Source organism: Mesorhizobium sp. Cs1299R1N3 (assembly GCF_037179625.1).
Taxonomy (GTDB): Bacteria; Pseudomonadota; Alphaproteobacteria; order Rhizobiales; family Rhizobiaceae; genus Mesorhizobium; species Mesorhizobium salmacidum.
Genome location: NZ_JAPYKQ010000005.1, coordinates 174,904 through 201,199, shown reverse-complemented (window position 1 = coordinate 201,199; position 26,296 = coordinate 174,904). Strand labels below are relative to the sequence as shown.

26 protein-coding genes are annotated in these 26,296 nt (G+C 62.5%); 5 read left to right on the top strand and 21 right to left on the bottom strand.

Going from position 1 to position 26,296, the window contains the following annotated elements:
• Positions 1 to 36: 36 nt before the first annotated feature.
• A complete protein-coding gene (locus tag O7B34_RS14220; protein ID WP_337146625.1) occupies positions 37 to 2,172 on the top strand; it encodes a putative bifunctional diguanylate cyclase/phosphodiesterase in 2,136 nt (711 codons plus the stop codon).
• Between the two features lie 16 nt (positions 2,173 to 2,188).
• On the opposite strand, the gene O7B34_RS14215 is transcribed toward O7B34_RS14220, so the two are convergent.
• Positions 2,189 to 3,079, bottom strand: a complete 891-nt coding sequence (locus O7B34_RS14215; RefSeq protein WP_337146624.1) for a fatty acid desaturase family protein — start codon at positions 3,077 to 3,079, stop codon at positions 2,189 to 2,191.
• Between the two features lie 112 nt (positions 3,080 to 3,191).
• Here O7B34_RS14215 and O7B34_RS14210 point away from each other — a divergent pair, with 112 nt between their 5' ends.
• Positions 3,192 to 4,109 carry a LysR substrate-binding domain-containing protein gene (locus O7B34_RS14210; protein ID WP_337146622.1) on the top strand — a complete coding sequence of 306 codons (918 nt, stop codon included), beginning with the start codon at positions 3,192 to 3,194 and terminating at the stop codon, positions 4,107 to 4,109.
• Between the two features lie 16 nt (positions 4,110 to 4,125).
• Here O7B34_RS14210 and O7B34_RS14205 read toward each other — a convergent pair whose 3' ends face one another.
• The 19 genes from O7B34_RS14205 to rpoZ all read right to left on the bottom strand — a co-directional run bounded on the left by O7B34_RS14205 (position 4,126) and on the right by rpoZ (position 23,153).
• Positions 4,126 to 4,398, bottom strand: a complete 273-nt coding sequence (locus O7B34_RS14205) for a DUF3303 domain-containing protein (RefSeq protein WP_027144175.1) — start codon at positions 4,396 to 4,398, stop codon at positions 4,126 to 4,128.
• Between the two features lie 15 nt (positions 4,399 to 4,413).
• Entirely contained in the window at positions 4,414 to 5,877 is a 1,464-nt protein-coding gene (locus O7B34_RS14200; RefSeq protein WP_337146621.1) for a RimK family protein, read from the bottom strand.
• Positions 5,877 to 6,974: a GNAT family N-acetyltransferase/peptidase C39 family protein gene (locus O7B34_RS14195; RefSeq protein WP_337143009.1), complete on the bottom strand. Its 1,098-nt coding sequence runs from the start codon at positions 6,972 to 6,974 to the stop codon at positions 5,877 to 5,879. Before O7B34_RS14195 ends, O7B34_RS14200 begins: the two co-directional genes overlap by 1 nt.
• Positions 6,975 to 7,182: 208 nt before the next feature.
• On the bottom strand, positions 7,183 to 7,974 hold the full coding sequence (locus tag O7B34_RS14190) for an anti-sigma factor family protein (RefSeq protein WP_337146620.1): 792 nt from the start codon (positions 7,972 to 7,974) through the stop codon (positions 7,183 to 7,185).
• Entirely contained in the window at positions 7,971 to 8,489 is a 519-nt protein-coding gene (locus O7B34_RS14185; RefSeq protein WP_027144179.1) for an RNA polymerase sigma factor, read from the bottom strand. The genes O7B34_RS14190 and O7B34_RS14185 overlap by 4 nt, the downstream gene beginning before the upstream one ends.
• Positions 8,490 to 8,662: 173 nt before the next feature.
• Entirely contained in the window at positions 8,663 to 11,401 is a 2,739-nt protein-coding gene (locus O7B34_RS14180) for a DUF2339 domain-containing protein (protein WP_337146618.1), read from the bottom strand.
• An 82-nt stretch (positions 11,402 to 11,483) separates the two neighbouring features.
• Positions 11,484 to 12,002 (bottom strand): PaaI family thioesterase, encoded by a 519-nt coding sequence (locus O7B34_RS14175; RefSeq protein WP_337146616.1) that lies wholly within the window; start codon positions 12,000 to 12,002, stop codon positions 11,484 to 11,486.
• The gene (gene recO / locus O7B34_RS14170; protein WP_337146614.1) at positions 11,999 to 12,775 is read right to left on the bottom strand and encodes a DNA repair protein RecO; all 777 of its coding nucleotides are present in this window, start codon (positions 12,773 to 12,775) and stop codon (positions 11,999 to 12,001) included. Before recO ends, O7B34_RS14175 begins: the two co-directional genes overlap by 4 nt.
• A 134-nt stretch (positions 12,776 to 12,909) precedes the next feature.
• A complete protein-coding gene (locus O7B34_RS14165) occupies positions 12,910 to 14,082 on the bottom strand; it encodes a porin (protein ID WP_337146612.1) in 1,173 nt (390 codons plus the stop codon).
• 509 nt (positions 14,083 to 14,591) lie between these two features.
• Entirely contained in the window at positions 14,592 to 15,482 is an 891-nt protein-coding gene (locus tag O7B34_RS14160; protein WP_337146610.1) for an aminoglycoside phosphotransferase family protein, read from the bottom strand.
• Between the two features lie 40 nt (positions 15,483 to 15,522).
• Positions 15,523 to 16,443, bottom strand: coding sequence for a GTPase Era (gene era, locus O7B34_RS14155; protein ID WP_337146608.1), 921 nt, complete (start codon positions 16,441 to 16,443; stop codon positions 15,523 to 15,525).
• Positions 16,440 to 17,165, bottom strand: a complete 726-nt coding sequence (rnc, locus tag O7B34_RS14150; protein ID WP_337146607.1) for a ribonuclease III — start codon at positions 17,163 to 17,165, stop codon at positions 16,440 to 16,442. Before rnc ends, era begins: the two co-directional genes overlap by 4 nt.
• A gap of 4 nt (positions 17,166 to 17,169) precedes the next feature.
• Positions 17,170 to 17,919: a signal peptidase I gene (gene lepB / locus O7B34_RS14145; RefSeq protein WP_337146791.1), complete on the bottom strand. Its 750-nt coding sequence runs from the start codon at positions 17,917 to 17,919 to the stop codon at positions 17,170 to 17,172.
• A 78-nt stretch (positions 17,920 to 17,997) separates the two neighbouring features.
• Positions 17,998 to 18,411 carry a holo-ACP synthase gene (gene acpS, locus O7B34_RS14140; protein WP_337146605.1) on the bottom strand — a complete coding sequence of 138 codons (414 nt, stop codon included), beginning with the start codon at positions 18,409 to 18,411 and terminating at the stop codon, positions 17,998 to 18,000.
• Positions 18,408 to 19,007, bottom strand: coding sequence for a DUF2062 domain-containing protein (locus O7B34_RS14135; RefSeq protein WP_140746702.1), 600 nt, complete (start codon positions 19,005 to 19,007; stop codon positions 18,408 to 18,410). The genes acpS and O7B34_RS14135 overlap by 4 nt, the downstream gene beginning before the upstream one ends.
• A 262-nt stretch (positions 19,008 to 19,269) precedes the next feature.
• Positions 19,270 to 19,650 (bottom strand): VOC family protein, encoded by a 381-nt coding sequence (locus O7B34_RS14130; protein ID WP_337146603.1) that lies wholly within the window; start codon positions 19,648 to 19,650, stop codon positions 19,270 to 19,272.
• A gap of 10 nt (positions 19,651 to 19,660) precedes the next feature.
• The gene (gene pyrE / locus O7B34_RS14125; protein ID WP_337146601.1) at positions 19,661 to 20,239 is read right to left on the bottom strand and encodes an orotate phosphoribosyltransferase; all 579 of its coding nucleotides are present in this window, start codon (positions 20,237 to 20,239) and stop codon (positions 19,661 to 19,663) included.
• A gap of 24 nt (positions 20,240 to 20,263) precedes the next feature.
• Complete coding sequence (locus tag O7B34_RS14120; RefSeq protein ID WP_027144191.1) at positions 20,264 to 22,492, bottom strand: RelA/SpoT family protein; 2,229 nt, start codon at positions 22,490 to 22,492, stop codon at positions 20,264 to 20,266.
• A 259-nt stretch (positions 22,493 to 22,751) separates the two neighbouring features.
• Positions 22,752 to 23,153, bottom strand: coding sequence for a DNA-directed RNA polymerase subunit omega (gene rpoZ / locus O7B34_RS14115; RefSeq protein WP_027144192.1), 402 nt, complete (start codon positions 23,151 to 23,153; stop codon positions 22,752 to 22,754).
• A gap of 282 nt (positions 23,154 to 23,435) precedes the next feature.
• On the opposite strand from rpoZ, the gene O7B34_RS14110 reads away from it, so the two are divergent.
• Both O7B34_RS14110 and O7B34_RS14105 read left to right on the top strand, forming a co-directional pair.
• Positions 23,436 to 24,017, top strand: coding sequence for a LabA-like NYN domain-containing protein (locus tag O7B34_RS14110; RefSeq protein ID WP_027144193.1), 582 nt, complete (start codon positions 23,436 to 23,438; stop codon positions 24,015 to 24,017).
• Between the two features lie 11 nt (positions 24,018 to 24,028).
• A complete protein-coding gene (locus O7B34_RS14105) occupies positions 24,029 to 24,685 on the top strand; it encodes a uracil-DNA glycosylase (protein WP_337146600.1) in 657 nt (218 codons plus the stop codon).
• Positions 24,686 to 24,717: 32 nt separating this feature from the next.
• On the opposite strand, the gene O7B34_RS14100 is transcribed toward O7B34_RS14105, so the two are convergent.
• A complete protein-coding gene (locus O7B34_RS14100; protein WP_337107829.1) occupies positions 24,718 to 25,191 on the bottom strand; it encodes an Lrp/AsnC family transcriptional regulator in 474 nt (157 codons plus the stop codon).
• Positions 25,192 to 25,338: 147 nt separating this feature from the next.
• On the opposite strand from O7B34_RS14100, the gene O7B34_RS14095 reads away from it, so the two are divergent.
• Positions 25,339 to 26,262, top strand: a complete 924-nt coding sequence (locus tag O7B34_RS14095) for a DMT family transporter (RefSeq protein ID WP_337146599.1) — start codon at positions 25,339 to 25,341, stop codon at positions 26,260 to 26,262.
• Positions 26,263 to 26,296: the final 34 nt, after the last annotated feature.

The window sequence follows — 26,296 nt, the reverse complement described above, 5'->3', positions numbered from 1 at the left end:
AGTGTGGTGTTCGATCAAGCACCGCAGGGGCGCCTCATGCCCGTCGTCAAGGATGGTTCGATCGTCCCGGAACGGGTGGCCGGAGGCGTGGAGCGGTCGCGCCGCATTGAAGATGAGCTGCGCGAGCAGAACGAACGTTTTTCAGCCGCTGTCGAAAACATGTCGCATGGCCTGTGCATGTTCGACGCCGATGAACGCATGATCATCTGCAACCGCAACTACATCGACATCTTCCACCTCGACGCCAAGCTGGTACGGCCAGGCATCCGCTTCATCGACATCCTGCGGCACAGCGTCGATCTCGGCGTCGCCTCGCAAAGCGCCGACGAGCTCTATGCCATCCGCAAGCCCTACATCGACCAGGCGAAGCCTTCGACCTACGAAGAAATCCTGTCGGACGGCCGCATCATCCTTATCTCGCACCGGCCGCTGGCTCCGGGCGGCTGGGTCTCGATCTACGAGGACATTACTGAACAGCGGCGCGCCGAGCATGATCTCAAGGAGCAGCATCGCCGCTTCGACGCAGCGCTCGCCAACATGTCGCAAGGCCTGCTGATGTACGACGCCGACGGCAAGATGATCGTGCGCAACGGGCGTTTTCTGGAACTGTACAACGTCACGGCGGCCGACTTCCCGCTTGGAACGACGCATCGCGACGCGCTCGAACGACTGCTGGAACTCGGCATCTACACGAAGATCGACGTCGACAGCGAAGTCGCCAAGACCGAAGCCTGCCGGCGGGCGGGAAAAATGCATTCGACCTATCGCCATCTTGCCGACGGCAGGACGTTTCTGGTCGTGCGCCAGCCAATGAGTGGCGGCGGTTGGGTGGCGACGTTCGACGACGTCACGGAACGTCGCCTGGCCGAAGAGCGCATGACCCATCTCGCGCATCACGACATGCTGACCGGACTGCCCAACCGATCGATGTTTCGCGAGCGGCTCGACCTTGCGCTGGAGGATGTGGCCGCTACACCGCTCGCGATCTTCTCGCTCGACCTCGACCGCTTCAAGGCGGTCAACGACACCTGGGGACACCCCGCCGGCGACTGGCTGTTGAAGAGTGTGGCCGAAAGACTGCAGCGTTGCCTGCGCAATGATGCAGATATGATCGCCCGTTTCGGCGGCGATGAGTTCGTCGTCATCCAATCCAACTCCGTGGGCATCGCCGATGCCGAGAAACTGGCGAAACGCATCGTCGAGGCAATCGCAAAACCATTTCGCGACAAGGGCCGGGACATGCATGTCGGCGTCAGCCTGGGCATCGCCGTTTTCCCCGCCGATGGCCGTGACGCCGACACGCTGCTGAAGAACGCCGATACGGCGCTCTATCGGGCAAAGAACGATGGGCGAAACCTCTATCGCTTCTTCGAACCTGGAATGGACGCCGTGGTGCAGGCCCGCCGGGCGCTTGAAGTCGATCTGGAGGCGGCACTGCCGCGCCAGGAGTTCGATCTCGATTTCCAGCCCATCATGAACATCGCCTCGGGCGAGATCATCGGCGCCGAGGCCTTGATGCGCTGGCATTCACCAGCGCGCGGCAGGGTGGCGCCGGACCACTTCATTCCGGTCGCCGAAGAGACAGGACTGATCGTGCCGCTTGGCGAATGGGCGCTGAGGAAAGCCTGCGCGGTGGCGGCTAGCTGGCCGCCGGGTTTGCGCATCGCGGTCAATGTCTCGGCGGTGCAGCTCAAAAGCAGCGGATTTGCCCGCAGCGTCATCTCGGCGCTGGCTTTTTCCGGCGTGCCGGCCGGACAGCTGGAACTGGAGATCACCGAAACCGTGCTGATGGACGAGAGCAAAGCCGTGCTGAAAACGCTGCGCCAGTTGCGTGAGCTCGGTATCCGCATCGCGCTGGACGATTTCGGCACCGGCTATTCCTCGCTCGGCTACCTCAGACGGTTTCCGGTCGACAAGATCAAGATCGACCGATCATTCATCCGCGACATGGGCAACCGCGACACGGCGGCGATCGTTCGCACCATCATCGGGCTGGGTGCCGAGCTTGGCATCGTGGTCACGGCAGAGGGCGTCGAAACCGAGAGGCAACTCGACATGCTGCGCGACAATGGTTGTGTCGAGGCGCAAGGCTATCTGATCGGCGTGCCATCGAAGCCGGCCGAGATCCAGCGCCTATTGAAGTCGCGTGCGACGCGCAGCCAAACCGGCTGACGGCATCGGGACAATGTCAGCTCAATGTTTCCAGGTATTTCTCGTGGAAGCTGACGTAGCCGGGCTCGACCACCTTCAGATGCCGCTCGATCAGCGCGTGAAACCGCGGCAATTGGTGAAACGGCACTCCGGGATAGGCATGATGCTCGGCATGGAACGGCATGTTCCAGGCCAGCTTGCGCACCACCCAATTGGTCAGCGTGGTTCTTGTGTTCTCCAGCATGTTGGCGACGAACGGACAGCGGCCATGCTCGGCCAGCAGATACAGGCGCAGGAATGGCTGCCCGAATAGTGCGGGAATGATCCAGACATAGAGCAGCACGGTGAGCCGGAAATAGACGGTGAGCAGAATGACCACAGCGTAGAAGGCAATCATGGCGCGCGCCTCGGCCCGTACCTTGGGTCGACCTTTCGGCGGCACATAGCTCTCCTGACTACCACCAACTGCATTGGTGAACAGCGTCTTGACATGCCCCCACCACACCGGGAGGCCCGAGACGTGGACAATGTATTGCCGCAAGGTCTCGGGTTTGGGGAAAGCGAGCTCGGGATCGTTCTCCGGATCCTGCGTGTATCGGTGGTGAGCGAAATGGAAGTAGCGGAACCAGTCGGCCGGCAGCGCGATCGCCAGGCTGCACAGCCGCGCCACGCCGTCGTTCAGCCGCTGTGTTTCGAAAGCCGTGCGGTGAACCGTCTCGTGCAGGAGCGTGAACAGGAACACGATCAGAATGCCCTGCGGCAACATCAGCAATGGCCAGAACGGCACCTTGGCCGCGATCAACGATCCAATGATGACAATCGCACCCAAGTGAGCGCCGAGCTGGAACAGGCCCGCTGCATCGGATTTGGCCGTCAGGCGATTGCGCTCTTCCGGTGTCAGTGACGCGATGATGTCGCGATGGTCCATCGGCTTTGATCCAGGCTGGAGATTGATGATGACCATTCTAGCCGGCGAAAAAGCTTTCCAAAAACGACGATTCCTGCGATTTGGATAAGGTAAGCTTATCTATCGGGCGATCATGGTCACATCTCCATCCCTGAAAGGGCTTCAGGCTTTCGAGGCCGCGGCACGTACGGGCAGTTTTGCCGCGGCGGCGGAGGAGCTGTCGGTTTCGGCCGCCGCCGTCAGCCAGCTTATCCGCACCTTGGAGGAGCAGATGGGCCGCAAGCTGTTTCAGCGGGTCAACCGGCGCGTTGTCCTCACCGAGGCCGGCGTGGAAATGCTGCCGCGGCTGACCGTGGCCTTTCAGGAGATCGGCAGCGTCTCGCGCGAGCTTGCCGGCGACGCATTCCGCCCGCGCCTGGTGGTCTCGGTGCCGCCATCCATGGCCATGGGTTGGCTTTCGCAGCGTCTGGCCGGCTTCGTCGCAAGCCATGGCGCCGCCGACATATCGCTCCGGTGCGATGACGACCCGGTGCCGTTCGACCGCGAGCTGATCGACATCAGGCTCTCCTACGGCCCGCATTATCGCGAGCATCCGACCGAGGACATTGCCAGGGATGCGGTCTACCCCGTCTGCGCGCCAAAGCTTGCCGGCATGACCAAGGCGGGCGGCGAGCCGCTCGCCGGGCTGCCGCTCATTCACACGGATTGGGGACCGACCGGCGCATCGTTTCCGTCCTGGCGCAACTGGTTCGAGGCGGCGGGTGCCCAATCTGGCCGGGCGGTACGGCGCGGCCTTTCGGCCAATTCGTCGCGCGCGGCCCTCGACCTCGCCATTTCGGGGCTGGGCGTGGCACTGGCGCAAGGGATCTACTGTGCCGAGGCGGTGGAGGACGGCCGGCTGGTCCGCCCCGCCAAGAGCGCAATTGCCCTGCGACAGCCCTATTGCCTGACCGTCCCGGAGCGAAGCGCAAGGCGCGATGTCGTGGCCGCGTTCCGCGATTGGCTGATCGATGAATGCCAGCGCGCCGTCGGCTCGCCGGCGCTGCGCTGACCGGGTGGGGCGATGGTCAGAGGTGCGCGCTCAAGGCCGCCACCATGTCCTTGTTGGCCGCCACGGGCACGATCTCGAACTCGACCAGATCAGCCCATTCGATGACCCAGCGCTGCAGCAGCGTGACGTCATCGGTCTCCACCAGCAGGAAACAGCGGCTCATATCGGCAGCGATCCAGCTATGATGCACGACAAGCTCCTCCGGCTTCAGGCGCCCACGGTCGCGGAACCGGCGATAGATTTCCTTGCGGTCGCAGCCGGTGAAATCCTCGATGACGATGAACTGCATGTTCCCCTCGGTTGATTACCGTCCCGGTCTGTCCAGCCGCTCCAGGAACCACTGCGTCAGCCGCACCCAGACCTCGTCCTTCTCGCCGGAATCCTCCCAGCCATGATCGAGGTTGGGATTGTCGTTGACCTCGATGACGAAGACGCCGTCATTGGTCTCCTTGAGGTCGACCCCATAGAGACCATCGCCGATACATCGCGCCGCCTTCACTGCCGTCTCGACGACATGAGGCGGCGTCTCCTTCAGCGTGAAGGTCTTGATGCCGCCCTGGTCGGGCTTGCCATTAGCCTTGTGGTTGACGATCTGCCAGTGCTTCTTGGCCATCAGATAATGCACGGCAAACAGCGGCTGGCCACCGAGCACGCCGACACGCCAGTCATATTCGGTCGGGATGAATTTCTGCGCGATCAGAAGATCGGAATCCTCGAGCCATTCGGTGGCAAGCGTCTTCAGCTCCTCGAAATTGGCGCATTTCTTGACACCGCGCGAGAATGACGAATCCGGGATCTTCAACACCAGCGGAAAACCCAGCGTCTGCGCCGCGAGTTCGAGATCGGAGGCGCCGGCGATCATCACCGTCGGCGGCACCGGCACCTTGTTGTAGGCCATCAGTTCGTTGAGATAGACCTTGTTGGTGCAGCGGATCATCGACAGCGGGTCGTCGATGACAGGCATGCCTTCCTGCTGGGCGCGGCGGGCGAAACGATAGGTATGATTGGAGATCGAGGTGGTCTCGCGGATGAACAGCGCATCGTAATTCGCGAGCTTGGCGAGATCCTTCCTGGTGATGGGCTCGATTTCGACCCCCATCTTTTCGGCGATCTTGGCCCAGTAGCGCAGCGAGGAGATTTCCGAGGGCGGCAATTCCTCATGCGGATCGACCAGCGTGGCGAAGGTGTACCGCGCCGGCGTGCGGCCCTTGGTGTCGCGCCACTCACGGTTGGTGTAGGTCTCCAGGCACTGGATGAAGCTCTTTTCCTCGTCCTCGGTCATGCGCGCCAGCGGGTGGAAGCCGATCTTGCGGATCGAAGCCCATTCGGCGCTGTCCTTGATGTGGACTTCGAGCGCCGGCGCCCGGAACCAGTCGAACAACAGCTTGGCAAAACGGTCCCAGACCTTGGACGGGCCGATGCCGAAGAAGATGCAGACCTTCGCCGGGAATATACCGCCGAGATCCTTGCGGCATTTGTTGAGCGCCAGTTCCAGTTCCGGCAAGGCGTGCTCGTAGAGCTTGCGCTCCGACAGGTCGATCATCGTCTCGACGGTCGGGATGACCTTGTGGCCGCGCGAACTTGCCAGCAGCGACGCATAATAACCGCGGCTCTGGTAGCCGTAATTGTTCGACAGGTTGATGACCTTCGGCCGCTGGCCGCGGAACAGCGAGGGATGCGCGAGATAGTCACGATTGGTGATGATCTTGTGCGGTGTCGCCACCTGGTCGAGATCGCTCTGCCTGCCGGTAAGAATGACCCAGGTCATTATCTCTTTCCCAAAGTGATGGCGGCACGCAGTCCGTCGCGGCCGAACTGCGCCATATTCATGAAGATGCCGTAAGGCACGGGAATGTTGGCGGCATCAAGGATGGTTTCCTGCCTTTCATCCTCGACCCACGGATCGTGGATCAGAATATGATCGCCATCATCGCCGATGGCCAGCACCCAGTGCGGCACCTTCTTGCCAAACATCAGGAAGCCGCTGATCAGCACCAGCACCAGTTTGCCACCAGCGAGAGCCGCCCTTATATCGTCGATGGTGAACGGACGGTAATTCACCGGGATGCCGTAAAGTTCCGCGCGGCGGCGAAAGTCGACCTGTGCCAGTTCCATGATCCGGCGCTTTTCCTCGCTACGCACCGATTGCAGGAACAATGCGCCGTAGAAGGAAACGTAAATCTCCGCAGCAAGCCCGCTTTCGTACCCCGAAACGGCCAGACCGAATGGTTCGCAGCCGCCTGGTCCAGACATCATGAAGACGGTCGTTGCCTCGCGCCAGAGGCGGATTTCCATCACCGGGTCGGGTACGAAGCCACCATCGAAATTGGCCATGGCCATCATCAGGCAGCATGGACCGCAGGTGAACTCGCAGGTCTGCTGGTAGAACGGCACCCTGGTGGCGACCGGAAGGTCGCCGCGCAGGGTTTTTTCATAGCGTAGCGCCGTCGCGCCGTCTTCGTAGTACCCCGGCTCACGGCCAATCTTGCGGTAGCCGGCCTGCTCGTAGATATGGATGGCGCGGCCATTGTCCTCGCGCGCTTCGAGACGCAGCATCATGCGGTCGTGTTCGAAGGCTGCCTCTTCGGCCGCGGACAGTAATTGGCGGCCTATGCCGAGCCCGCCGAAGAACGGTCCGACGGCTATGGAATAGAGCCGTGCCACCCCACTTCCCTTGCGAAACAGCACGATCGCATAACCGCCGACGCGGCCGTCGATTTCGGCGACCAGCGTCTCGGCGGTCTCCCGCTCGATGAACTGGCGGAAGGAGCGGCGGGAAATGCGGTCGCTCGAGAACACGGCTTTCTCGATGGCGGCGAGATCATCGACGTCTGACGCGCGGGCCTTGCGGATCTCGGCAGGCATGCGGCTTGAGAAAACCTCGATTGCGTTGCGGAAAACGGCCCCGGTCAAAAGCGTCGCGGACACCGGCCGAAGCGCCGGTATTCATCATGCGCTATCGCTCCTTGATTAGGGCCGAATTGTGACAGTTTCCGCCACGACAGGGAAGCTGGCAAGCTTTGAACGCAATCGCTGTTTTCAAGTCAGTCGGCCGCGCAAGTTCGCAACCGGCTCAACTGGCCAGCCCGGCCAAAAGCTGGCCATACGCGTTCTTGGCCACGACCGCCAATTGCTCGCGCGGCAGCGAACCGACGACGGCACAGCCATAGCCCTTGTCCAGCCAGTAGACCGCCTGCGGACCGTCCTGCGCCGAAGCGTAAGTACCCTTGGCATTCTCGGTCGATTCCGCCGTTACGAAGAGGGATATGCGTTCGCCCTTGCCGTCTTCGTAAAGCAGCATCGCGGCCTTGCTTTCGCCGGCCGGCAGCAACCGGCCACCAACCAATTGGAAGCCGTTCGCGCTCAGGTCCGGCACCACCAGATTCAGGCCGATCCGGTTGGACAGCCAGGTCTGCAAATGATCCTTGTCGCTGGCCGGAACTTCCACCGCATGCCGCTTCTCGGCGGCATAGATGACGTGGGCGGCGATCGCCTGTTCGGCGAGCTGATCCTCCGCCGGGTCCTCCTGCCCGAGGCCGCCGATGCCGGCAAAATAGCCGCCAAATCCGCCCGTGGCGAGAAGCACGGCCGCGGCGGCGGCAAGCCACCAGCGTGAGCGTGGCACCGCAACCTTAACAGGCGCTTCGCCGAGCACCACCTTGCGCAGGCGCAGCGGTACAGCCTCATCCAGCACGCCGGCAAAAGCCGAGCGCAATGCCTCCCGGTCGGCGGTGAAGCGGGCGCTCCTGGCCTTCATCTCGGGATTGGAGTCGAGCCAGGCATCGTAGGCGGCGCGTTCATCGGGCGGCAGTTCGCCGTCGAGCGCCATGTGGATGTCCCGTTCGGAAAAATCGCGGCGGATCATTTCTCGACGATCCTTATGGCTCGGCGGCGTGCTGTGTCGTCCAGCAACCCGCGCAGTTCCTCACGGCCACGCGCGATGCGCGACATCAGCGTGCCCGCGGGCACACCCAGAATGTTGGCGGCTTCGGCATAGGAAAAGCCCTCGATGGCGACCATGACCAGCGCCGCGCGGCGATCCGGGCTGATCGCCTGCAATGCGTCGATGATCTCGCGCGAAGCGATGCCCTCCAACTGTTCGGGCGGCTGGGCAACCGTCTCGCCCGCCTCCAGCGGCAGCATCGCCGCTTCGCCGCGGCGGTTCACCTTGCGCATCTGGTCGATGAACAAATGATGCATGATCGTAAACAGCCACCTCCTGGGGCTTTCTCCTGTCTGCCAATTGTCGAGCCGCAACAGCGCGCGCTCGAGGCAGTCCTGAACGAGATCGTCGGCAGCATCGCGGTCGCGCAGAAGCGAGCGTGCGTAGCGTCGCAGGCGCGGTATTTCGCCAAGGATTGCTGCCTTCTTTTCGTTCATGACCGCTGGTTCTGAGGTCGCCCTTGTTGATCTCGATTGAACGCGCCTTCCCGGCACGGCGCAAGCGGCCAGCGCGAAGCGGTCCACCGCTCCGGTCACCCAAGCAACGAGATAACGCCGGCGGGTGCCGGTTTATTCCCGACCGGCAAAGAAAACCAATGATTCGCAGGCGATTATCCTTTTTCCTTCGCCGCCCGCGTCAAAAGCCGCTGGTAGAACAGGCCAATGCCGATCAGCACCGCACCCAGACCGATGAAGGACAGCGCCCTGAGCACACCCTCCAGTTCCGACATGTCGAAGAGGAAGACTTTCAGCACGGCAACCGCGATCAGCCCGGCCGAAGCAATGCGCAGCACCTGCGATTTCAGCCAGACGCCAGCTGTGAGCAGCGCTACGCCGATCACCAGCCAGAGTGCCGAATAAGTATAGGTCTCCAACTGGCCAAGGCCGCTCCACAAGCCGATGAACTCGCCTTTGAACAGGCGCCTCACCGAGAGCGTGGCATAGGCGAAGGCAAGCAGCGCCGCCACCAGCGCCAGCATGGCAGAATACCATTTCGGCCGCTTGCCCCTGCTATAGAGCGCCAGACCGCCAGCGGCGACGGCCGGCAGGAGATAGGCCAGGAACAAAAGATTGAAAACCGGAATCCGACCGGTCGATTCGTCGGTGAACAACGGATTGAGCACCAGGAAATGTTGGATGACGACAAAGGCAACCGAGACCACGCCCACCGCCATCGAACCATAGCGCAGCACCGAACTTGGCGAGCGCCTGTCGATGGCGATCAGGATGGCGCCGGCACCGATGGCGATCAGCGTGTAGATCGCTTGTTCGGCGAGCGTCGGCGCATCGCTGTTGATGACGCCGCCATGCATGGCGTGACGCACCAGTATTGCGAGCGTCAGCAGCGCGAACAGTGCCGCCGCTGCTTCCATGGCGAGGCGCGGTCGGCCATCAGTGGTGTTGGCGAGCTGCCAGGCCGCGAAGCCGAAGGCGAGCGCCGGCACGCCGTAGCCCGGCAGCAACCAGTTGAAGACCGGTGTCGTCGACAGGAACTCGGCGCCGACGATCGTCGGGTCGAAGGCGACGCGGCCAAGCACCGCGATGACGGCGGCGACTGAAATCCAGCCGAGCACGGGATAAGAGCGCCAACGCGTGGCGAGCGCCGGCACGATTGCCGCGGCACCGAGCAAGGTGGTGGTCCAGCCGGAATCAAAAGCCATATGCAGCATCAGGAGTGCGGCGACTGCTGCGCCACCCAAGGCAAACGACACTGCCACGCCGCCCCTGAGCGGCGGTTCCTCAGCCCGCGCGATCCACTCGCCGCCGGCGGCGAAGACCACGACCAGCAGGGCCGCAACGGCGGCATAGACAAAGTCACGGTCGAGATCGCCGAAGGTGAACCAGAGCGCCAGCAGGATAACCAGAGGCGCGATGACACCCCATGCAGCCCACGAGGCTGCTCGGATCTGCGCCGAGGCGGCGAAACGGCGCGCGGCCCAGAGACCGGCGGCAATGAAGACCACGCCAAGGCCGATGCCAAGGCGCAAGCTCAGCGCGTTGGCCGTGGCCAAAGGCACCCCATCAACACCCAGAGCGCCGCTCGAAAAATCGGAAGCGATAGAGGTCGGCGGGATGATGCCGAGATAGATCAGTACCGTCGCCATGGCGGCGGCATAAAGCAGTGGCAGCGCCAGCGGGCGGTAGAGCGCGACCGCTACCATCACCATAAGCAGCACCGCGCCAGGCAAGGCATCACCGGCAGCGGCGAAGACCGGGTCAACCGAGAGGCCCAGCGCCGAGAAGGCGACGAACAGTCCAGGCACGATGGACGGCCAGTCAAAGGACCTTGCTGGTCCGGTCTCGTCGCCGCGACTGCTCAGCCAGACAAGGGCAAGCACAGCCAGCGTCACAGTGTCGATGAACAGGATCGCGGAGAGGTTCGCGCCCGGTGCGTCGGTCATGTAGAGGATGGTCCAGATGCCGGTGCCGAAAAAGGCGGCCGCCATCAGCGCCTTCCAGTCGCGCATGCGGGCGATGACGCCGGTGGCGGCGAGCACGATTGCGAGATAGCCGAACAACGCCCAGGGATTGGGCGCCTGCGAAGCGATCAGCACCGGCGTCACCATGGCGCCGACGAGACCGATGCCAGCCAGCGCCTGGCCATGGATGAGAGCGGCGGCGATGGTGGCAATGCCGATCGCACCAAGCAACGTGAAGGCAAGCGCCGGGCCGATGAAGCCGTAAACGCCATGGGCGGCATAGACGGTGCCGAACAGGATGAAGGCGCCGGCTGCCGTGAGGACCGCCGGAATATAAGCGCCGGCAACACCTTGCACCGGTACCTTGAATCCGGTGCGAAGAATGAACTCGCCGGCGGCGACCAGCACCAAACCGAGCACGGCCGCCATGGTGAGCCGCACGCCGGGACCGAAAATGCCGGCCTCGATGGTGTAGCGGATCAGGAACAAGCCGCCCAGAGCAAGCGCAATGCCGCCGACCCAGACCGCCCAACGCGTGCCGAGCGCGGTTTCGACGTCGGACTGGCGAGCGGCTTTGGCGACCGCGGCCGGCGCGACCTCTGGCGTTTTCGGTGTTGCCTCGGGGGTGCTCCAGGGACCGGGCACACTCTCTGCGGCCGGGATTTCCGCCTCGGTGGCCTGTACCGGCGCGGACTCGCTGATTGCTGCCGGGGCGATATCGACCGCGTGCGCGGCCACCGGTGCCGTGTAGGCCTCGCCCTCGGCCGCTTCCTGTTCCGACGGCCTGGCCGCGGGTGATACAGCGCCCGACAGCACGAGACTGCGCAGCGCGCCAAGTTCGCGCTCGATCAGGCCGATCCGGCTCTGCTGGCGCGAGATGATGACGAACAAGGCGATGATGGCGACAAGGCCGATCAGGCTTTCAAACATGGCGGTTCCCCCAAACCAGGCCAGTTTTCACTGACGTATCGTCTCATTGACATTCAAATGCGGCGGTCAAACGGCTGAAAACTCAACGTGCCGCCAGATTGGCGGCTGGAAATATCGAACATGTCTCGGTGCCGAAAGCCAGCAGTTTGCCGCCGGCGTCCTTCAGCGTCGCTTCGGAAACGGCAAGCGTGCGGCCTTTGTGGACCACCTTGCCTTCGCAGACCACCTCGCCGGTCCTGGGCGTAATCGGCCGCGTGAGGTTCACCTTGAACTCCGCCGTCGTGTAGGCCTCGCCCCTGTCGAGCAGTGACTGCACGGCGCAGGCCAACGCCGAATCGAGCAGCGTCGCCGCCCAGCCGCCATGAACGCCACCCAGCGGGTTGAGGTGACGTTCGTTCGGCACGCCGCGGAATACGGCGCGACCTTCCGATACTTCGGTCAACGCGAAGCTGAGCTGGAAGGAGATCGGCGGTGCCGGATATTTGCCGTCGATGATTCGCTGAAGCAATTCCAGGCCGGTGTATTTCAGGATGTCGGCGTGAGGAATGGTGCCGAGGCCGAGCGGCGAGACCCGGCCTGGATAGAGTTCGACTTCGCTCATCTGATGATTTCTCTGGCCGCGTTCTCTCCGGCGATGGGCTTGTGCGCAGCGTGGTGCTTGCGCAACGCTGCAAGAAAGCCGGCGCGCGCGTCGGGCTGGTCGATGCCGCGCGGCTCGTAGACATGGCGGGTGAAGAAGAAACCGGTCAAGCGGAAGGCGTCCGCGATCGCCGCATGATTCGCGCGCATGCCGGAACCGCGCTGCAGAAATGCAGGCAGCACCAGCATCCTGTCGTGCCATGGTGCTCCGGCTTCACGCGACACCGCGCGTCCCGATTTCGGCGAGACATAGGCAAGGTCCTGTTTGGTGCCGGTGGCGGCGCATTGGCTGAGATCGAGGCCAAAGCCGAGTTCATCGAGGATCAGAAGTTCGAAACGCGCCACCAGCTCGCCGGCGGCGTCGGCATCGTCCAGGTGGACGATCATCACCGAAAGCGCCTCGTAAAGGCCCCCATGGGCATCACGCTCGGGCAGCAGGCGCAGATGCGCCGCCATCGTCTGAAGGCCGTAGACGGCGATGGCACTGTCCATCAGCCGGGCGGCGTTCATCTCGATCGCTTCGGCCTGGAAGGTACCCAGATGCTCGTCAAGGCGCGCGCGCCACAAGAGATCGACGCGATTGCCGGGCTGGAGAACGGGTTGCAGCTTGCGCGAGCGGCCGCCACGCACGAGGCCGAGATGGCGGCCATGGGCACGCGTCATCACCTCGAGAATGGCGCTGGTTTCGCCATGCTTGCGGGTGCCGAGAATGATTCCCTCGTCGCGCCATTCCATATCACGAGCTTTTCACCGATCGGGTGGCGAAATCAAGCTATGGGCCTGAGCGCCTGGGCCGTCTCCCGCAACAACGCATAAAAAAGCCGCCCGCAGCGATGTGCTGCGGGCGGTTGGTGAGGTCAGTCGATCCGTTAGAACGAGCGCTGGAAGCGGAGAATGCCGCCGACGCTGCTCTTCTTGTTGGCCTTGGTCCAGTTGCTGAAATCTGCGTCGTCGAACTTTCCAGCATTGAGGTAATCGACTTCAGCCGTGACCGTAAAGCCGGGCACAACGGTATAGGCAACGTTCGCGGCGATGCCGAGATTCTTCCAGTCGTCATAGGAGATCTGGGCGTTGAACGAGGTCTTGTCGTTGAACTTGTAGGTGCCGCCACCCCAGATCGCCCAGTTGCCGCCCCACTGTTTGTAGAAGCCGCGACCGTGTGCATCGATGGCGTTGTTCGCATCGTCGGTGAGATTGTCGTCGGTGCCGTAGCCACCCATGATGAACAGCGCCAACTCGTTGGTTGCCTTGACGTCGAGGCGAACCTTGCCAGCGACTTCTTCATAGTTGCTGTCATAGGCCACGACGCCGGTGAGCGAACCCCAGTCGCCCTTGTACTTCAAACCGCCGACGACATGCGGAACATAGCTGTCGATGGTGCCGACCTTGCCAGCACCCTCTTCGAGCGAGACCAGCCCCGAGAAGCCATTGCCTGCGTCGAAGTAGTACTGAACGACGTTGCTCTCCTGCCCGCCATACGGAACCAGCGTGTCCTGGATGACGTTGCCGGCATAGCCGATGAACGTATCGAAAGCCGTATCGTCCTTGCCGACGCGCAAGCCGCCGAGCTGAATCCAGGCGAAACGCAGCGAGAGCGACTTGTTACGACCCGTCCAATCGTCGGCGTTGGAGGCGGCTTGATTAGTATAGTCACCGGAGCTGTTGCCGTAGTTGAAGCGGGTCTCGGTGTAGGTCTTCAGGGTACCGAGCTCGGTCTCCTGACCGGTCCAGGTCTTCAGCGTGAAGCGGGTGTTCTTGTAGTAGGTCGAATGAGTGGTGCCGGCGTCCTGATGATCCGGGACGTGGTTGACGCCATCGAGCGAGCCGGAATCGCCGACACCGATGTCGTAACGGACATAGCCGCCGATGCGCAGGCAGGTTTCGGTGCCCGGGATATAGAAATAGCCGGCGCCGTAGACGTCACAGATCTTGACGTATTCGGCCGGTTCCGGTTCGGCGACGACGACAGCGTCCGCGGCGCGTGCGCCGGACACCGCGATCAGTGCCGCGGCTGAGCCGAGAAGGAGGCTCTTGATGTTCATTTTCTGACCTCTCCAGTCAAGTTAATAAATGGCTTCCGAATTGTGGCTGGCGGATATGTTTTCCCGCCTCACCCCCACAATGAAAAAAGGCTCGCACCGCGTCCCCTTTTCGCGGCGAACATACCCACCAATCTTCCGCCTTCAATGACAATTCCGCAAATATGCCGGATTCACGCCACAGATTAAATCGGTGTTGCACAAATAACACTAACCGTCCCAGGTCGATTTTCAAATCGGCACAAATGGCACATCGTCATTTTTATGTAATAATCCCGGATGTCTTTTACTTTAGACTCCAGCCTTCTCGTTTTATTCCATTATTTTCAAGTAAATTGCGCACGTTGTCTAACAAATGTCGAATATGTTATTTTTCAACATCAGATTCTCAAGTCAAATCTGGCCAATTTCTTGAGCGCTCAACCGACGATAGAGGCCCATGCGAAAGCTGCCGGGACAGCAGGTTTTTTGATCCATCAGCGCCGCCCGATGACGGAGTCAGGCGTCTCGCCTCATGCCTGGCGCTTGCGATCGATCAGCACAGCATCGATCACTCGCCACGATTCTTCGATCTCGGCCGGGGCGATGTCTATTTGCCCGGCGGCGGTGATCAATGCCTTCCACAGCGCCCAGCCACGCCCGCGCGCCCAGGTTGCTTCATCTGCCGCGAGGCAGGCGCGAAACGTGTCCCGGCTCTCGCCTTCGAACACCGTCCAGGCAATTGCCAGATCGCAGGATGGATCGCCGACACCGGAGGTGCCGAAATCGATCACGGCGCTCAACCTGCCGTTTTCGACCAGGAGGTTGCCCCGGCTGACATCGCCATGAAACCAGACGGGCGGACTTTCCCAGGCCGCGGCAAGGGCTGTCTCCCAGACGGCGGTGGCGGCGCCGGCATCGATGCGGTTGCCGAGCGCCGAGATCGCTTGCCTTGTCTCGCCGTCATAGACCGTCAGCGGTCCGCCGCGAAAGAAATTGTGCTGCCCAGGCGCGGGCCCATCGGTCGCGTCCACCTGTTTCAACGCAACCAGGAACCGAGCCAGGTCCGCCGCGAATTCCGACAGATTTGCGATACGTTCCCGTTTCGCTATCTCGCCCTCGATCCAGCCATAGACTGACCAATGCCAGGGATAGCCCTCGGCCGGAACGCCCATCGCCAGCGGTACGGGAATGGGCAGTGGCAGCAGCGGCGCCAATCTCGGCAGCCAGCGATGTTCCTTTTCCACTTGCAGGGCGTAGGCAGCGGCGCTCGGCAACCGCACGGTCATCTCGTCGCCGAGATGAAAGGTCCTGTTGTCCCAGCCGCCAAAATCAACCGGCCTGACCGCAAAATTCTTCCAATGCGGGAATTGCGCGGCAATCAGCCGGCGCACCAAGGCGGCATCGATCGCTACCTCAAGCATGATCTTTCCCGAAAACGGCGCTCACGTCTCGGGATCGCGCCTAATGCGGAAACTCCAACCCCATCTCGCGATAGCGCTCGGGGTCGTCGCCCCAATTCTCGCGCACTTTCACGAACAGGAACAGGTGCACCTTCTGCTCCAATATGCCTGATATTTCCATCCGCGCGGCCTGCCCGATGGCACGGATGGTCTCGCCCTTGTGGCCGAGCACGATCTTCTTCTGGCTGTCGCGCTCGACAAAGATAGTCTGGTCGATGCGCACCGAACCGTCCTTCTTCTCTTCCCATTTCTCGGTCTCGATGTGCGAGGAATAGGGTAGTTCCTGATGCAGCCTGAGATAGAGTTTCTCGCGGGTGATCTCGGCCGCCAGCTGGCGCATAGGCAGGTCGGAAATCTGATCTTCCGGGTAGTACCACGGGCCGGCCGGCAGCGCCTTGGCCAGGTAGTCGAGCAGGTCCTTGCAGCCGGAGCCGGTCAGCGCCGAGACCATGAAGGTGCGCTGGAACGGCACTTTCTCGTTCGCTGCCGCGGACAGGGCGAGCAGCGCCTCATGCTTCACCCGATCGACCTTGTTGAGGATCAGCACCATCGGCTGGCGCACATCCTTCAGCCGTTCGAGGATGGCATCGGCGTCGCCCCTGATGCCGCGCTCGGCGTCGATCAGCAGCAGCACGATATCGGCATCCTTGGCGCCGCCCCAGGCGGTGGTCACCATCGCGGTGTCGAGACGCCGCTTGGGCTTGAAGATGCCCGGTGTGTCGACAAAGACGATCTGCGCGTTGTCGTGCGTGGCGATACCGCGCACGATGGCGCGTGTCGTCTGCACCTTATGGGTGACGATCGAGACCTTGGCGCCGACCAGTTGGTTGACCAGCGTCGACTTGCCGGCATTGGGCGCGCCGATCAGCGCGACGAAGCCGGAATGCGTGACAGGAGCGGCTGCGGTGTCTTCGGCGGTCATGCCGCACTCCCTTCATGAACCCAGACGCCCTCGCGAACCAGAAGGGCAGCAGCGGCGGCCTGTTCGGCCTCGCGCTTGGAGCGGCCGCTGCCGGTTGCCGGCTGAAACGCGCCGACCTTGACGCTGACGGTAAACAGCGGATCGTGATCGGGGCCTTCCCGGCCGTCGATCTGATAGGCGGGAACAGCACTCGCCGCCTGATGCGCCCATTCCTGCAATTCGGTCTTGGCGTCGCGGCGCGCGGCACCCGAGGCCTGCGAACGCGGCTGCCAGTATTTATGGATGAATGCGCGGGCTGCTTCCAGACCACCATCGAGATACAGCACGGCGATCAGCGATTCCAGTGCGTCGGCGCGCAGGTTGACGCGCTTGCGTCCCTCGAGCCCGCGCACATCGGACCCGGCACGGATCAGGTCCGGCAGCCCGATGTCTTCGGCGATATCAGACAGCGCCTCGGCATTGACCAACGCATTGAGCCGCAGCGACAACTCCCCTTCCGCGGCATCGGGAAAGGCAGCCAACAGCATATCGGCGACAACAAGGCCAAGAACCCGGTCGCCGAGGAATTCGAACCGCTCATAGTCGGCGCCCGCATTGGCGCCTCGCGCACTGGCATGGGTAAGCGCACGCTGCAGGCGCTGGCGGTCGGCAAAGGCATGGCCCGTGCGTTCCGCAAGCGCTTCGGCGAGCGCATCGGCGGTCAACCTTTTTGGTGCCGCCATGACCCTAGTTGACGAAATGGAACAGGCGCGAGGCGCGCATCAGCGACGGCCATTTCCAGATTTCGAGCGGGCTTGCCTTGCCGGCGATCGAGAAGAAGACAAGGTTGGCGCGGCCGACCAGGTTCTCGGCCGGAACAAAGCCGACGGTGAAGCGGCTGTCGGCGGAGTTGTCCCTGTTGTCGCCCATCATGAAATAGTGGCCGGGGGGAACGTCGAATTCGCGGGTGTTGTCGCCAATCGAGTTCGGCGACAGATCCAGCGTGTCGTAGCTGACGCCGTCGGGCAGCGTCTCGCGATAGACATCGATCGGATAATCCTTTTCCGTGATGTCGGGATTGTCGATCTGGCCGGTCTTGACGCGCGGCACGCCGACGCCGTTGATGAAGACTTGGCCATCCTTCATCTGGATCTTGTCGCCGGGCAGACCAATGACGCGCTTGATGTAGTCGACGGACGGATCCGGCGGGAACTTGAACACCACCACGTCACCACGCTTGGGCTCGGAGCCCCAGATACGGCCCGAGAAAATGTCCGGTCCAAAAGGCAGCGAATAGCGTGAATAGCCGTAGGACCATTTGGTGACGAACAGATAGTCGCCTTCCAGAAGCGTCGGCCGCATGGAGCCCGACGGGATCGAGAACGGCTGGAACAGCAGCGTGCGAATGACCAGGGCGAGCAAAAGCGCCTGGACGATGACGCTGACGGTTTCGCCAAGCCCGCCGGATTTCTTCTGGGATTTTTCAGCCACGCTCATGTCGTCCTCGATTGTGCGTTGGATGGTATAGAGTCTCGGCGCGCGCTGGGCAACGTCAATGCCGGTCGTCAGATGCAATCAATGTGGCGCTTCTTCGACCGGTAGCGCTTCTATGATCACAAAGGCTTGAGCGAGCGGGAAATCATCCGTGATGGTGAGGTGGATCGCCGCCCGATGACCTTGCGGCAGGATCTTCTCCAGCCGCGCCAGCGCTCCGCCGGTCAGCGCCATCGTCGGCGCACCGCTGGGCAGGTTGACGACACCCATGTCACGCCAGAAGACCCCTTGCGCCAGACCGGTGCCCAGTGCCTTGGCGCAAGCCTCCTTGGCGGCAAAGCGCTTGGCGTAGGAAGCCGCGCGGGCGCGCCGGTTCTCCGAACGCGCCTGCTCCACCTCGGTGTAGATCCTCTGGATGAAGCGCTGGCCATGACGCTCAAGCGATTTCTTGATGCGTGTGATGTCGATCAGGTCGCTGCCGATGCCGATGATCATTGGGTGGCGGAACCGATGCTTCCGCCGGGATGAGGCGAATGCTCACGGCGTCTCGCACGCTCTGCCAGCCGCTTGCGCCTCTGTTCGCGGAAGACATTCATGCCCCAGCGCGTGATGCCGTAGAACACCAGGCCGAACACGAGCCCGAGCGGCACCGCCCCGATCAGCATGGGCTCCAGTACGGGATGCCATAGTTTGGCGAAGGAAAGCTTGTGCATCATCTCGCCCAGATGCGCCGGCGGGCCATGCGTAGGCAGGCGATCGTGCAAGATGAGCTTGCCGGTTTCCCAGGACGCGCCCCACAAGAGCGGAAAGGTCAGCGGATTGCCGAAAAACACGGCTCCGAGAGCCGCTGCCACCAGATTGCCGGCGATCACCCAACACAGAACGGCGGCGATGATGAAGTGGAAACCGACGGGGAAGAACGAAGCAAAGACACCTGCCGCGACGCCAGCCGCCACCGCATGCGGGGTGGCCTTGAGCCGCAGGATGCGCTTGGAGAAATATTGAAGCGAGCGCGAAAACGAACGGCGCGGCCACAGATAGGTGCGCACCCGCTCGAAAAGGCCATCCGGTTTGCGGCGACGAAAAAGCACTCTCTTCCTATTCCCGACTATTCACAGCTTACAGGCCCGCTGTTTCCAGCCGGGCTTCGACCACCACATCTTGCGCTTTACGGTCGCCAGAAGGCAATCGCGACTTTGATATAGCCATCCGCGACCCCGACAACAACTGGAGGCCGTCCGCGCAGCGGCCGCACCGCCAAATTCGGGTAAGGTCCGTCTCCTCCAACATCGGACAATCGCGGCGAATTTGAGAAGTGGTTTCGGCTAATTGTCGCAGCCGATGATCGATATGCTACCGCAGGTACTGGCTGACTTCGACAAGGTTGCCATCGGGATCGCGGAAGTAGACCGACATCATCGGCCCCTGCGCGCCGATGCGTTCGACCGGCCCGAGTTCCACTATTACGTGATTGGCTTCGAGGCCGGCAACGAATTCATCGAGCGGCCGGTCGGTGATCAGGCAGAAGTCACCGGATCCGGGCGTCGGCGACTTCGCCTTCGGCTCGAAGGTGCGGCTGATCTCGTGGACATTGATCTTCTGGTTGCCGAAGGCAAGTGCCGTCGGCCGGCCCGGCGTGTCGACGCGTTCGAAGCCCAGCACGCGCTGATAAAAGGCGCAGGTCGCGTCGAGCGACACCACCGTCAGCACGAAATGATCGATACCGACGATCAATGCGACCTCCTCAGATGTTGCGGCTGCCCGGCTTGATGGCCGGGATGGCGGCAAGCTCCGGCGGCAATCTGTCCGGCGGATAGGCTGGGACCTCGTATTCGGCAAGCGCGATCAGCGGCACGCCGACATGGGTCTTGCCGGCCGATCGGTCGATGATGCAGGCGGCCGCGACCACCTCCGCACCAAGGGCGCGCAGGCAATCGATGGTTTCGCGGATCGACAATCCGGTGGTGACGATGTCCTCGACGATGACGACGCGCGCGCCTCGGTCAATCTCGAAGCGCCGCAGGCGGAACTCGCCCCCTTCCCGCTCCACCCAGATCGCCGGCACGCCAAGGTGGCGCGAAGTTTCGTAAGCCGGGATCAGCCCGCCGATCGCCGGCCCGACGATATAGTCGATCTTGCCTGGTACCGCGGCGCGGATCTTCTCGGCCAGCGCCTTGCACAGCCGCTCGGTCTTGTCGGCATGCATGAACACCCGTGCCTTCTGCAGGAAGACTGGACTGCGCAGGCCCGACGTCAGGATGAAATGACCCTCCAGAACAGCGCCAGCCTCACGGAATATGCCCAGCACTTCGTCGGTATTCATCTCGTCCCCCATGGTCGGCTATCGCTAGCCATTGACGCGCCGCGCATCGCTGACGCTCGAATTGTCCTTGAGCTGCGACAGCAGCCGGTTGAGATGCTTCAGGTCCCAGACTTCGAGATCGATCAGCATTTCGGTGAAATCGGGCGCGGTGCGCACCATCGACAGCGTATGGATGTTGGCGTCGTTGGAGGCAACGACCTGGGCGATGTCGGCAAGCGAGCCCGGCGCGTTGATGGCGGTGACCGAGACGCGCGCGGGAAACCGTTCCTTGGTGCGTTCGTCGATGTCCCAACGTACGTCGATCCAGCGCTCCGGCTGGTCGTCGAAAGCCTGCAGCGCCGGCGACTGGATCGGATAAATGGTGATGCCGGTGCCCGGCTGGACGATGCCGACGATACGGTCGCCAGGGACCGCGCCTTCCGGCGCGAAGCGCACCGGCAGGTCGCCGCGCACGCCACGGATCGGCACCGCGCCGGCGCCTGGCTGGTCCTTGTCCTTGCGCGCGGCCCGGCCCGGAATCTGGAACAGCATGCCGGCGGCGTTGCGGATCTTCGACCAGCCCTCCTCGCGCTGTTTGGGAGCCGCGGGGGTGACGCGCTCGTCCTTGTAGTCAGGGAAGACCGCCTTCATGACATCGGTGGAAGCCAGTTCGCCACGACCGACGGACGCCAGCACATCCTCGATGTCCTTGCGCGCCAACCGGTGCAGGACCGGCTTCAGGCTTTCCTTGGTGAAGGTCTTGCCGGCTCGTTCGAAGGCACGCTCCAGGATACGCGCGCCAAGGCCGGAATACTGCTTGCGGATCGCATTCTTGGTAGCGCGGCGGATGGCGGCGCGCGCCTTGCCGGTGACGACGACCGATTCCCACGCGGCCGGCGGCACCTGAGCCTTGGAGCGGATGATCTCGACCTCGTCGCCATTCTTCAGTTCCGTCATCAGCGGCATGATGCGGCCGTTGACCTTGGCGCCGACGCAGGTATCGCCGACATCGGTGTGGACGGCATAGGCGAAATCAATCGGCGTGGCGCCGCGCGGCAAGGCAATCAGCATGCCCTTCGGCGTGAAGCAGAACACCTGGTCCTGGAACAGCTCCAGCTTGGTGTTCTCGAGGAAATCTTCCGGGTTGTCGCCCTCTGCCAGCTGCTCGATGGTGCGCCGCAGCCAGGCATAGGCATTGGTCTCCTTCGAGATCGCGTGCACGGCGCCGTTCGTCTTGCCCCCGGTGTCCTTGTAGATCGAATGGGCGGCGACACCGTATTCGGCGATCTTGTTCATCTCGCGGGTGCGGATCTGCAGCTCGACACGCTGGCGCGAAGGACCGACGATGGTGGTGTGGATCGAACGGTAGTCGTTCTGTTTCGGCGTCGAGATGTAGTCCTTGAAACGGCCGGGCACCATCGACCAGGTGGTGTGGATGGCCCCCAGCGCGCGATAGCAGTCTTCGACAGAGTCGACCACGACGCGGAAGCCGAAAATGTCGGACAATTGCTCGAAGGACAGCGCCTTGGCCTCCATCTTGCGGAACACCGACCACGGCTTCTTCTGGCGGCTTTTGACGCCGGCCTTGATGGCGTGTTTCTCGAACAGTCCCGAAAGAGCCTTCTCGATCTCGGACAACACGTCCTTGTTGCGCTCGAAGATTTCGGCGAGCCGGGCGGTAACGGCGCGATAGGCTTCCGGATTGATGAAGCGGAAGGCGATCTCCTCCAGCTCCTCGCGCATGCCTTGCATGCCCATGCGCCCGGCCAAGGGCGCATAGATGTCCATCGTTTCCTCGGCGATGCGCAGGCGCTTGGCCTCCGGCATATGGTCGAGGGTGCGCATGTTGTGCAGGCGGTCGGCGAGCTTGACGAGGAGCACGCGGACATCTTCCGAGATCGCCAGCAGAAGTTTGCGCAGGTTTTCCGCCTGCTCCGCCTTCTTCGACACGAGGTCGAGCTTCTTCAGCTTGGTCAGTCCTTCGACCAGCTTGCCCATTTCTGGGCCGAACAGCTCATCGATCTCGGCCCTGGTCGCCGTGGTGTCCTCGATGGTGTCGTGCAGCAGGGCGACGGCGATCGTCGCCTCATCCATATGCATCTCGGTGAGGATGGCGGCGACTTCGAGCGGATGCGAGAAATAGGGGTCGCCGGAAGCGCGCTTCTGGTGACCATGCTTCTGCATGGCGTAGACGTAGGCCTTGTTGAGCAACGCCTCGTTGACGTCAGGCTTGTAGCGCTGGACGCGCTCGACAAGCTCATACTGACGCATCATGGGCGGACACTCTCGGCGATGAAATGAATCATGCGCCGCACTACTGTACGGCGCATGTCATAGATAGCCACGAAACCGCCGGGACGGAAGTGCCGGAAGATTGTTCCAGCCAATTCCAAAGGGCTTTTCAGAATTCGCTCAGCCGAGCCGGATAGCGTAGTTTTCGAGAACCGGAGCGGAGCGGACATTTGGGTCCGTGAGCACCGGAAGCGCAGAAAACGGCGCTAGGCGACCGGCTGGGTAGAATTATCAAAAGCTCTTAGTAGTCGTCGCTCTTTTCCGGGGGAACCAGACCTTCGATGCCGGCCAGCAGGTCTTCCTCGGTCATGCGATCGAAGGTGACGTTGTCCTCGGTGTCGTCCGCGTCGGCGGCGGCAACGGCACCGCCAGTCTGGTCGGCGATCACTTCGCCATCGGCTTCGGGCTCGTCGACCTCGACATGCTTCTGCAGCGAATGGATCAGATCTTCCTTGAGATCGTCGGGCGACAGCGTCTCGTCGGCAATCTCGCGCAACGCGATGACCGGGTTCTTGTCGTTGTCGCGCGGCACGGTGATCTGCGCGCCCTGGCTGATCTGACGAGCGCGGTGGCCGGCCAGAAGCACCAGCTCGAAGCGGTTGTCGACCTTGTCGATGCAATCTTCAACGGTTACGCGGGCCATGGATTGCCCCTTTCATGCCTGGATGTAATGGAAAACAGGCGCGGTCCATAACCCGAACGGCGCCAAAATACAAGCATCATGGCAATGCGTGCCCACAGGGCAGCCCGCGTCCACGGTTCGGCGCCGCGATCACAATTGCTTGCAGTGCGCCACGCGCCCTTGGATTGCCACCAAACTGGCGTTATCTCGGTTGGTCCAAGGTCGGCCGGTTTATTATGGGCCTGACCGCTAGTCGCTACCGCATTTCGTTAGACGGCTGTTATTTCGAAAAGGACTATTTCCATGTTCGATCCCCGTGAAAAAATCGCCCTGTTCATCGACGGCGCCAATCTCTACGCCACCTCACGCGCGCTCGGGTTCGACATCGACTATCGCAAGCTTTTGGCGAGCTTCCACAAGCGCGGTTACCTGCTGCGCGCCTATTATTACACCGCGCTGGTCGAGGACCAGGAATACTCCTCGATCCGGCCGCTGATCGACTGGCTCGACTATAACGGCTTCAAGGTGGTGACCAAGCCGGCCAAGGAATTCACCGACTCGACCGGCCGCCGCAAGATCAAGGGCAATATGGACATCGAGCTCACCGTCGATGCGCTGGAACTCGCCGACGTCGTCGACCACTATGTCATATTCTCCGGAGACGGCGATTTCCGCACGCTGGTCGAGGCGCTGCAACGGCGTGGCCGCAAGGTGTCGATCGTCTCGACCATGGCCTCGCAACCGCCGATGATCTCAGATGACCTGCGCCGCCAGGCGGACCATTTCATCGACCTGGCGACGCTGAAGAACGAAGTCGGCCGCGATCCCTCGGAGCGGCCCGTACGGCGGCCCGAACCGGCTGAAGTCGACGAGGACGACTACTGAGGCCGGTCGACTTGACCGCCCACCCCGCTTCCGAACCCAGCCGCGACTGCCCACTCTGCCCGCGGTTGCATGATTTCATCGCCGAATGGCGGCAGCGCGAGCCGTCCTGGTTCAACGCGCCGGTGCCGACCTTCCTGCCACTGGGCGGCGAGGATACCGTCCGGCTTCTGATCGTCGGTCTGGCGCCTGGCTTGCGCGGCGCCAACCGCACCGGGCGCCCGTTCACCGGTGACTATGCCGGCGACCTGCTCTACTCGACGCTGATTGCCCACGGCTTCGCACGCGGCGAGTTCAAGGCGCGGCCCGATGATGGGCTGGAGCTCGTCGGCACGGCGATCACCAACGCGGTGCGCTGCGTGCCGCCGGAGAACAAGCCGGTGGGTGCGGAGATCGCCACATGCCGGACATTTCTGGTGCCGACGATCGCTCGCTTTCCCAACCTGCGCGCCGTGCTGGCGCTGGGATCGATCGCGCACCAGTCGACCGTACGGGCATTGGGCGGGCGCGTCGCCGCCTACCCGTTCAAACATGGCGGGCAATTGCCGGCCGGCGGCATTACGCTGTTTTCGAGCTATCATTGCTCACGCTACAACACCAATACTGGCGTGTTGACCGAAGACATGTTCGTCAGGGTGTTCAGCGAGATCGCCGCATTCCTGAAGAATTGAGGATCGGACACCGGGCGGTATCCGGTGCCTGCTCACACCGGCAGCAGGGCATCCGGTTTCACGTCGCCGATGGATGCATAGGTATGTGTTTCCTTCACTCCCGGCAGCGGCAGGATGACGCGTTTGAGAAAATCCTGATAGTCGGCCATCTCGGCAATGCGCGCCTTCACGAGATAGTCGAAGCCGCCGACGACCATGTGGCATTCCAGAACCTCGGGCGCCTTTGCGACCGCCTCTGCGAAGCGGTCAAAGATATGCGGGGCCGTGTGATCGAGCCGCACCTCGATGAAGACAAGCATGCCGCGGCCAATCTTTGCCGGATTGAGCACCGCCCTGACGGCTGTGATGAACCCGTCGCGAAACAGGCGCTTCACGCGCTGGCTGGCGCCGGTCGGCGACAGGCCGACGCGCGCTGCCAGGTCAAGCGTGGTGCGGCGTCCATCTTCCTGCAGCAGTCGCAGAAGAGTGCGGTCGATGGCGTCCAGGTCGCCTGATTCAGAATTCACGTTCAAGCCACCTCTTTTGCGTGAATTACACTTTAAGTTGCGAAAAACAGCGTATTTCGTCGCGGCTATTTCGGCAATAGGCTGCGCTTCGTCGCGAGGTCGGGGCTATTTCCTCCTGGCGACAATGAATATGACGGCAGAACTGACATGGCGGACGGACGAGACACGGCAAACACAAGACTGGCGGTGATCGCCGGCCTCGTCATGATCGCCATCTATGCGGCGCAGTTCGTCGCCGCCCGCTTCAGCCTCAGGGAGCATCTGACGCCCACCGACATGGCCAGCCTGCGCTTTGCCGGTGCCGGCATGGTGTTCCTGCCGATCGTCTGGTGGCGCGGCCTGGCGACCCTGAAGGCGCTGGGCTGGCGACGTGGACTGACGTTGGCGGCACTGGCCGGTTTGCCCTACCCACTCATCATCAACTGGGGCCTGACCCATGCGCCCGCCGCCCATGGCGCGGCACTTTGCCCGGCCTCGATCGTGTTCTTCTCATTCCTGCTGTCCTTGTTCAGGGAAAGTGCTTCGCGGCAGCGGGTCATCGGTGTCGTCACGATCATCGCTGGGCTGCTGCTGTTCATCGCGCCGGCGCGCAGCGGTGCCGGCGATGTCCTCTTCGGCGATCTGCTGTTCATCGGATCGGGCGCGATGTTTTCCGCCTATGCGGCTCTTGTGCAGCGATGGCGCGTCGAACCCGTCACCGCAACCGCGACCGTCGTGATCTTGTCGTGCCTGCCGCTGCCGCTTCTCTGCCTGTTGGCACCAAGCGGCTTCCGTGCCGCCGCAGGCGCCGAAATCGCCAGCCAGATCGTCATTCAAGGTCTTCTCGCGGGCGCGGCCGCAATGTTCCTCTACACTTACATTGTCGACCGATTGGGCTCGCAGGCTGCATCGCTGTTCCTGCCGGGAGTTCCGATCGCCACCGTGATGGTCGGCATGATCGTTCTTGGCGAGACCCCGCTGGCGATCCAATGCGTGGCCATCGCCATCATGGCCGCCGGGATGGGTTATTCGGCGACGGGTCGACGCGGCACCAGGGAAAATCTGGCTGTCCCGACATCAGCTGGATCGTGAATGGTTTCAGCGGCATGGCAGGCTTCTGAAGAAC

What these genes read in the sequence shown, in the direction of transcription:
- O7B34_RS14165 (WP_337146612.1), bottom strand. Translation starts at nt 14,082, where the DNA reads ATGAACATCAAGAGCCTCCTTCTCGGCTCAGCCGCGGCACTGATCGCG.
- O7B34_RS14175 (WP_337146616.1), bottom strand. Translation starts at nt 12,002, where the DNA reads ATGAGCGAAGTCGAACTCTATCCAGGCCGGGTCTCGCCGCTCGGCCTC.
- O7B34_RS14195 (WP_337143009.1), bottom strand. Translation starts at nt 6,974, where the DNA reads ATGCCTGCCGAGATCCGCAAGGCCCGCGCGTCAGACGTCGATGATCTC.
- rnc (WP_337146607.1), bottom strand. Translation starts at nt 17,165, where the DNA reads ATGGCGGCACCAAAAAGGTTGACCGCCGATGCGCTCGCCGAAGCGCTT.
- O7B34_RS14095 (WP_337146599.1), top strand. Translation starts at nt 25,339, where the DNA reads ATGGCGGACGGACGAGACACGGCAAACACAAGACTGGCGGTGATCGCC.
- O7B34_RS14190 (WP_337146620.1), bottom strand. Translation starts at nt 7,974, where the DNA reads ATGATCCGCCGCGATTTTTCCGAACGGGACATCCACATGGCGCTCGAC.
- O7B34_RS14220 (WP_337146625.1), top strand. Translation starts at nt 37, where the DNA reads ATGCCCGTCGTCAAGGATGGTTCGATCGTCCCGGAACGGGTGGCCGGA.
- rpoZ (WP_027144192.1), bottom strand. Translation starts at nt 23,153, where the DNA reads ATGGCCCGCGTAACCGTTGAAGATTGCATCGACAAGGTCGACAACCGC.
- O7B34_RS14120 (WP_027144191.1), bottom strand. Translation starts at nt 22,492, where the DNA reads ATGATGCGTCAGTATGAGCTTGTCGAGCGCGTCCAGCGCTACAAGCCT.
- O7B34_RS14210 (WP_337146622.1), top strand. Translation starts at nt 3,192, where the DNA reads ATGGTCACATCTCCATCCCTGAAAGGGCTTCAGGCTTTCGAGGCCGCG.
- O7B34_RS14180 (WP_337146618.1), bottom strand. Translation starts at nt 11,401, where the DNA reads ATGTTTGAAAGCCTGATCGGCCTTGTCGCCATCATCGCCTTGTTCGTC.
- O7B34_RS14110 (WP_027144193.1), top strand. Translation starts at nt 23,436, where the DNA reads ATGTTCGATCCCCGTGAAAAAATCGCCCTGTTCATCGACGGCGCCAAT.
- lepB (WP_337146791.1), bottom strand. Translation starts at nt 17,919, where the DNA reads ATGAGCGTGGCTGAAAAATCCCAGAAGAAATCCGGCGGGCTTGGCGAA.
- O7B34_RS14205 (WP_027144175.1), bottom strand. Translation starts at nt 4,398, where the DNA reads ATGCAGTTCATCGTCATCGAGGATTTCACCGGCTGCGACCGCAAGGAA.
- pyrE (WP_337146601.1), bottom strand. Translation starts at nt 20,239, where the DNA reads ATGAATACCGACGAAGTGCTGGGCATATTCCGTGAGGCTGGCGCTGTT.
- O7B34_RS14185 (WP_027144179.1), bottom strand. Translation starts at nt 8,489, where the DNA reads ATGAACGAAAAGAAGGCAGCAATCCTTGGCGAAATACCGCGCCTGCGA.
- acpS (WP_337146605.1), bottom strand. Translation starts at nt 18,411, where the DNA reads ATGATCATCGGCATCGGCAGCGACCTGATCGACATCACACGCATCAAG.
- recO (WP_337146614.1), bottom strand. Translation starts at nt 12,775, where the DNA reads ATGGAATGGCGCGACGAGGGAATCATTCTCGGCACCCGCAAGCATGGC.
- era (WP_337146608.1), bottom strand. Translation starts at nt 16,443, where the DNA reads ATGACCGCCGAAGACACCGCAGCCGCTCCTGTCACGCATTCCGGCTTC.
- O7B34_RS14215 (WP_337146624.1), bottom strand. Translation starts at nt 3,079, where the DNA reads ATGGACCATCGCGACATCATCGCGTCACTGACACCGGAAGAGCGCAAT.
- O7B34_RS14160 (WP_337146610.1), bottom strand. Translation starts at nt 15,482, where the DNA reads ATGCTTGAGGTAGCGATCGATGCCGCCTTGGTGCGCCGGCTGATTGCC.
- O7B34_RS14200 (WP_337146621.1), bottom strand. Translation starts at nt 5,877, where the DNA reads ATGACCTGGGTCATTCTTACCGGCAGGCAGAGCGATCTCGACCAGGTG.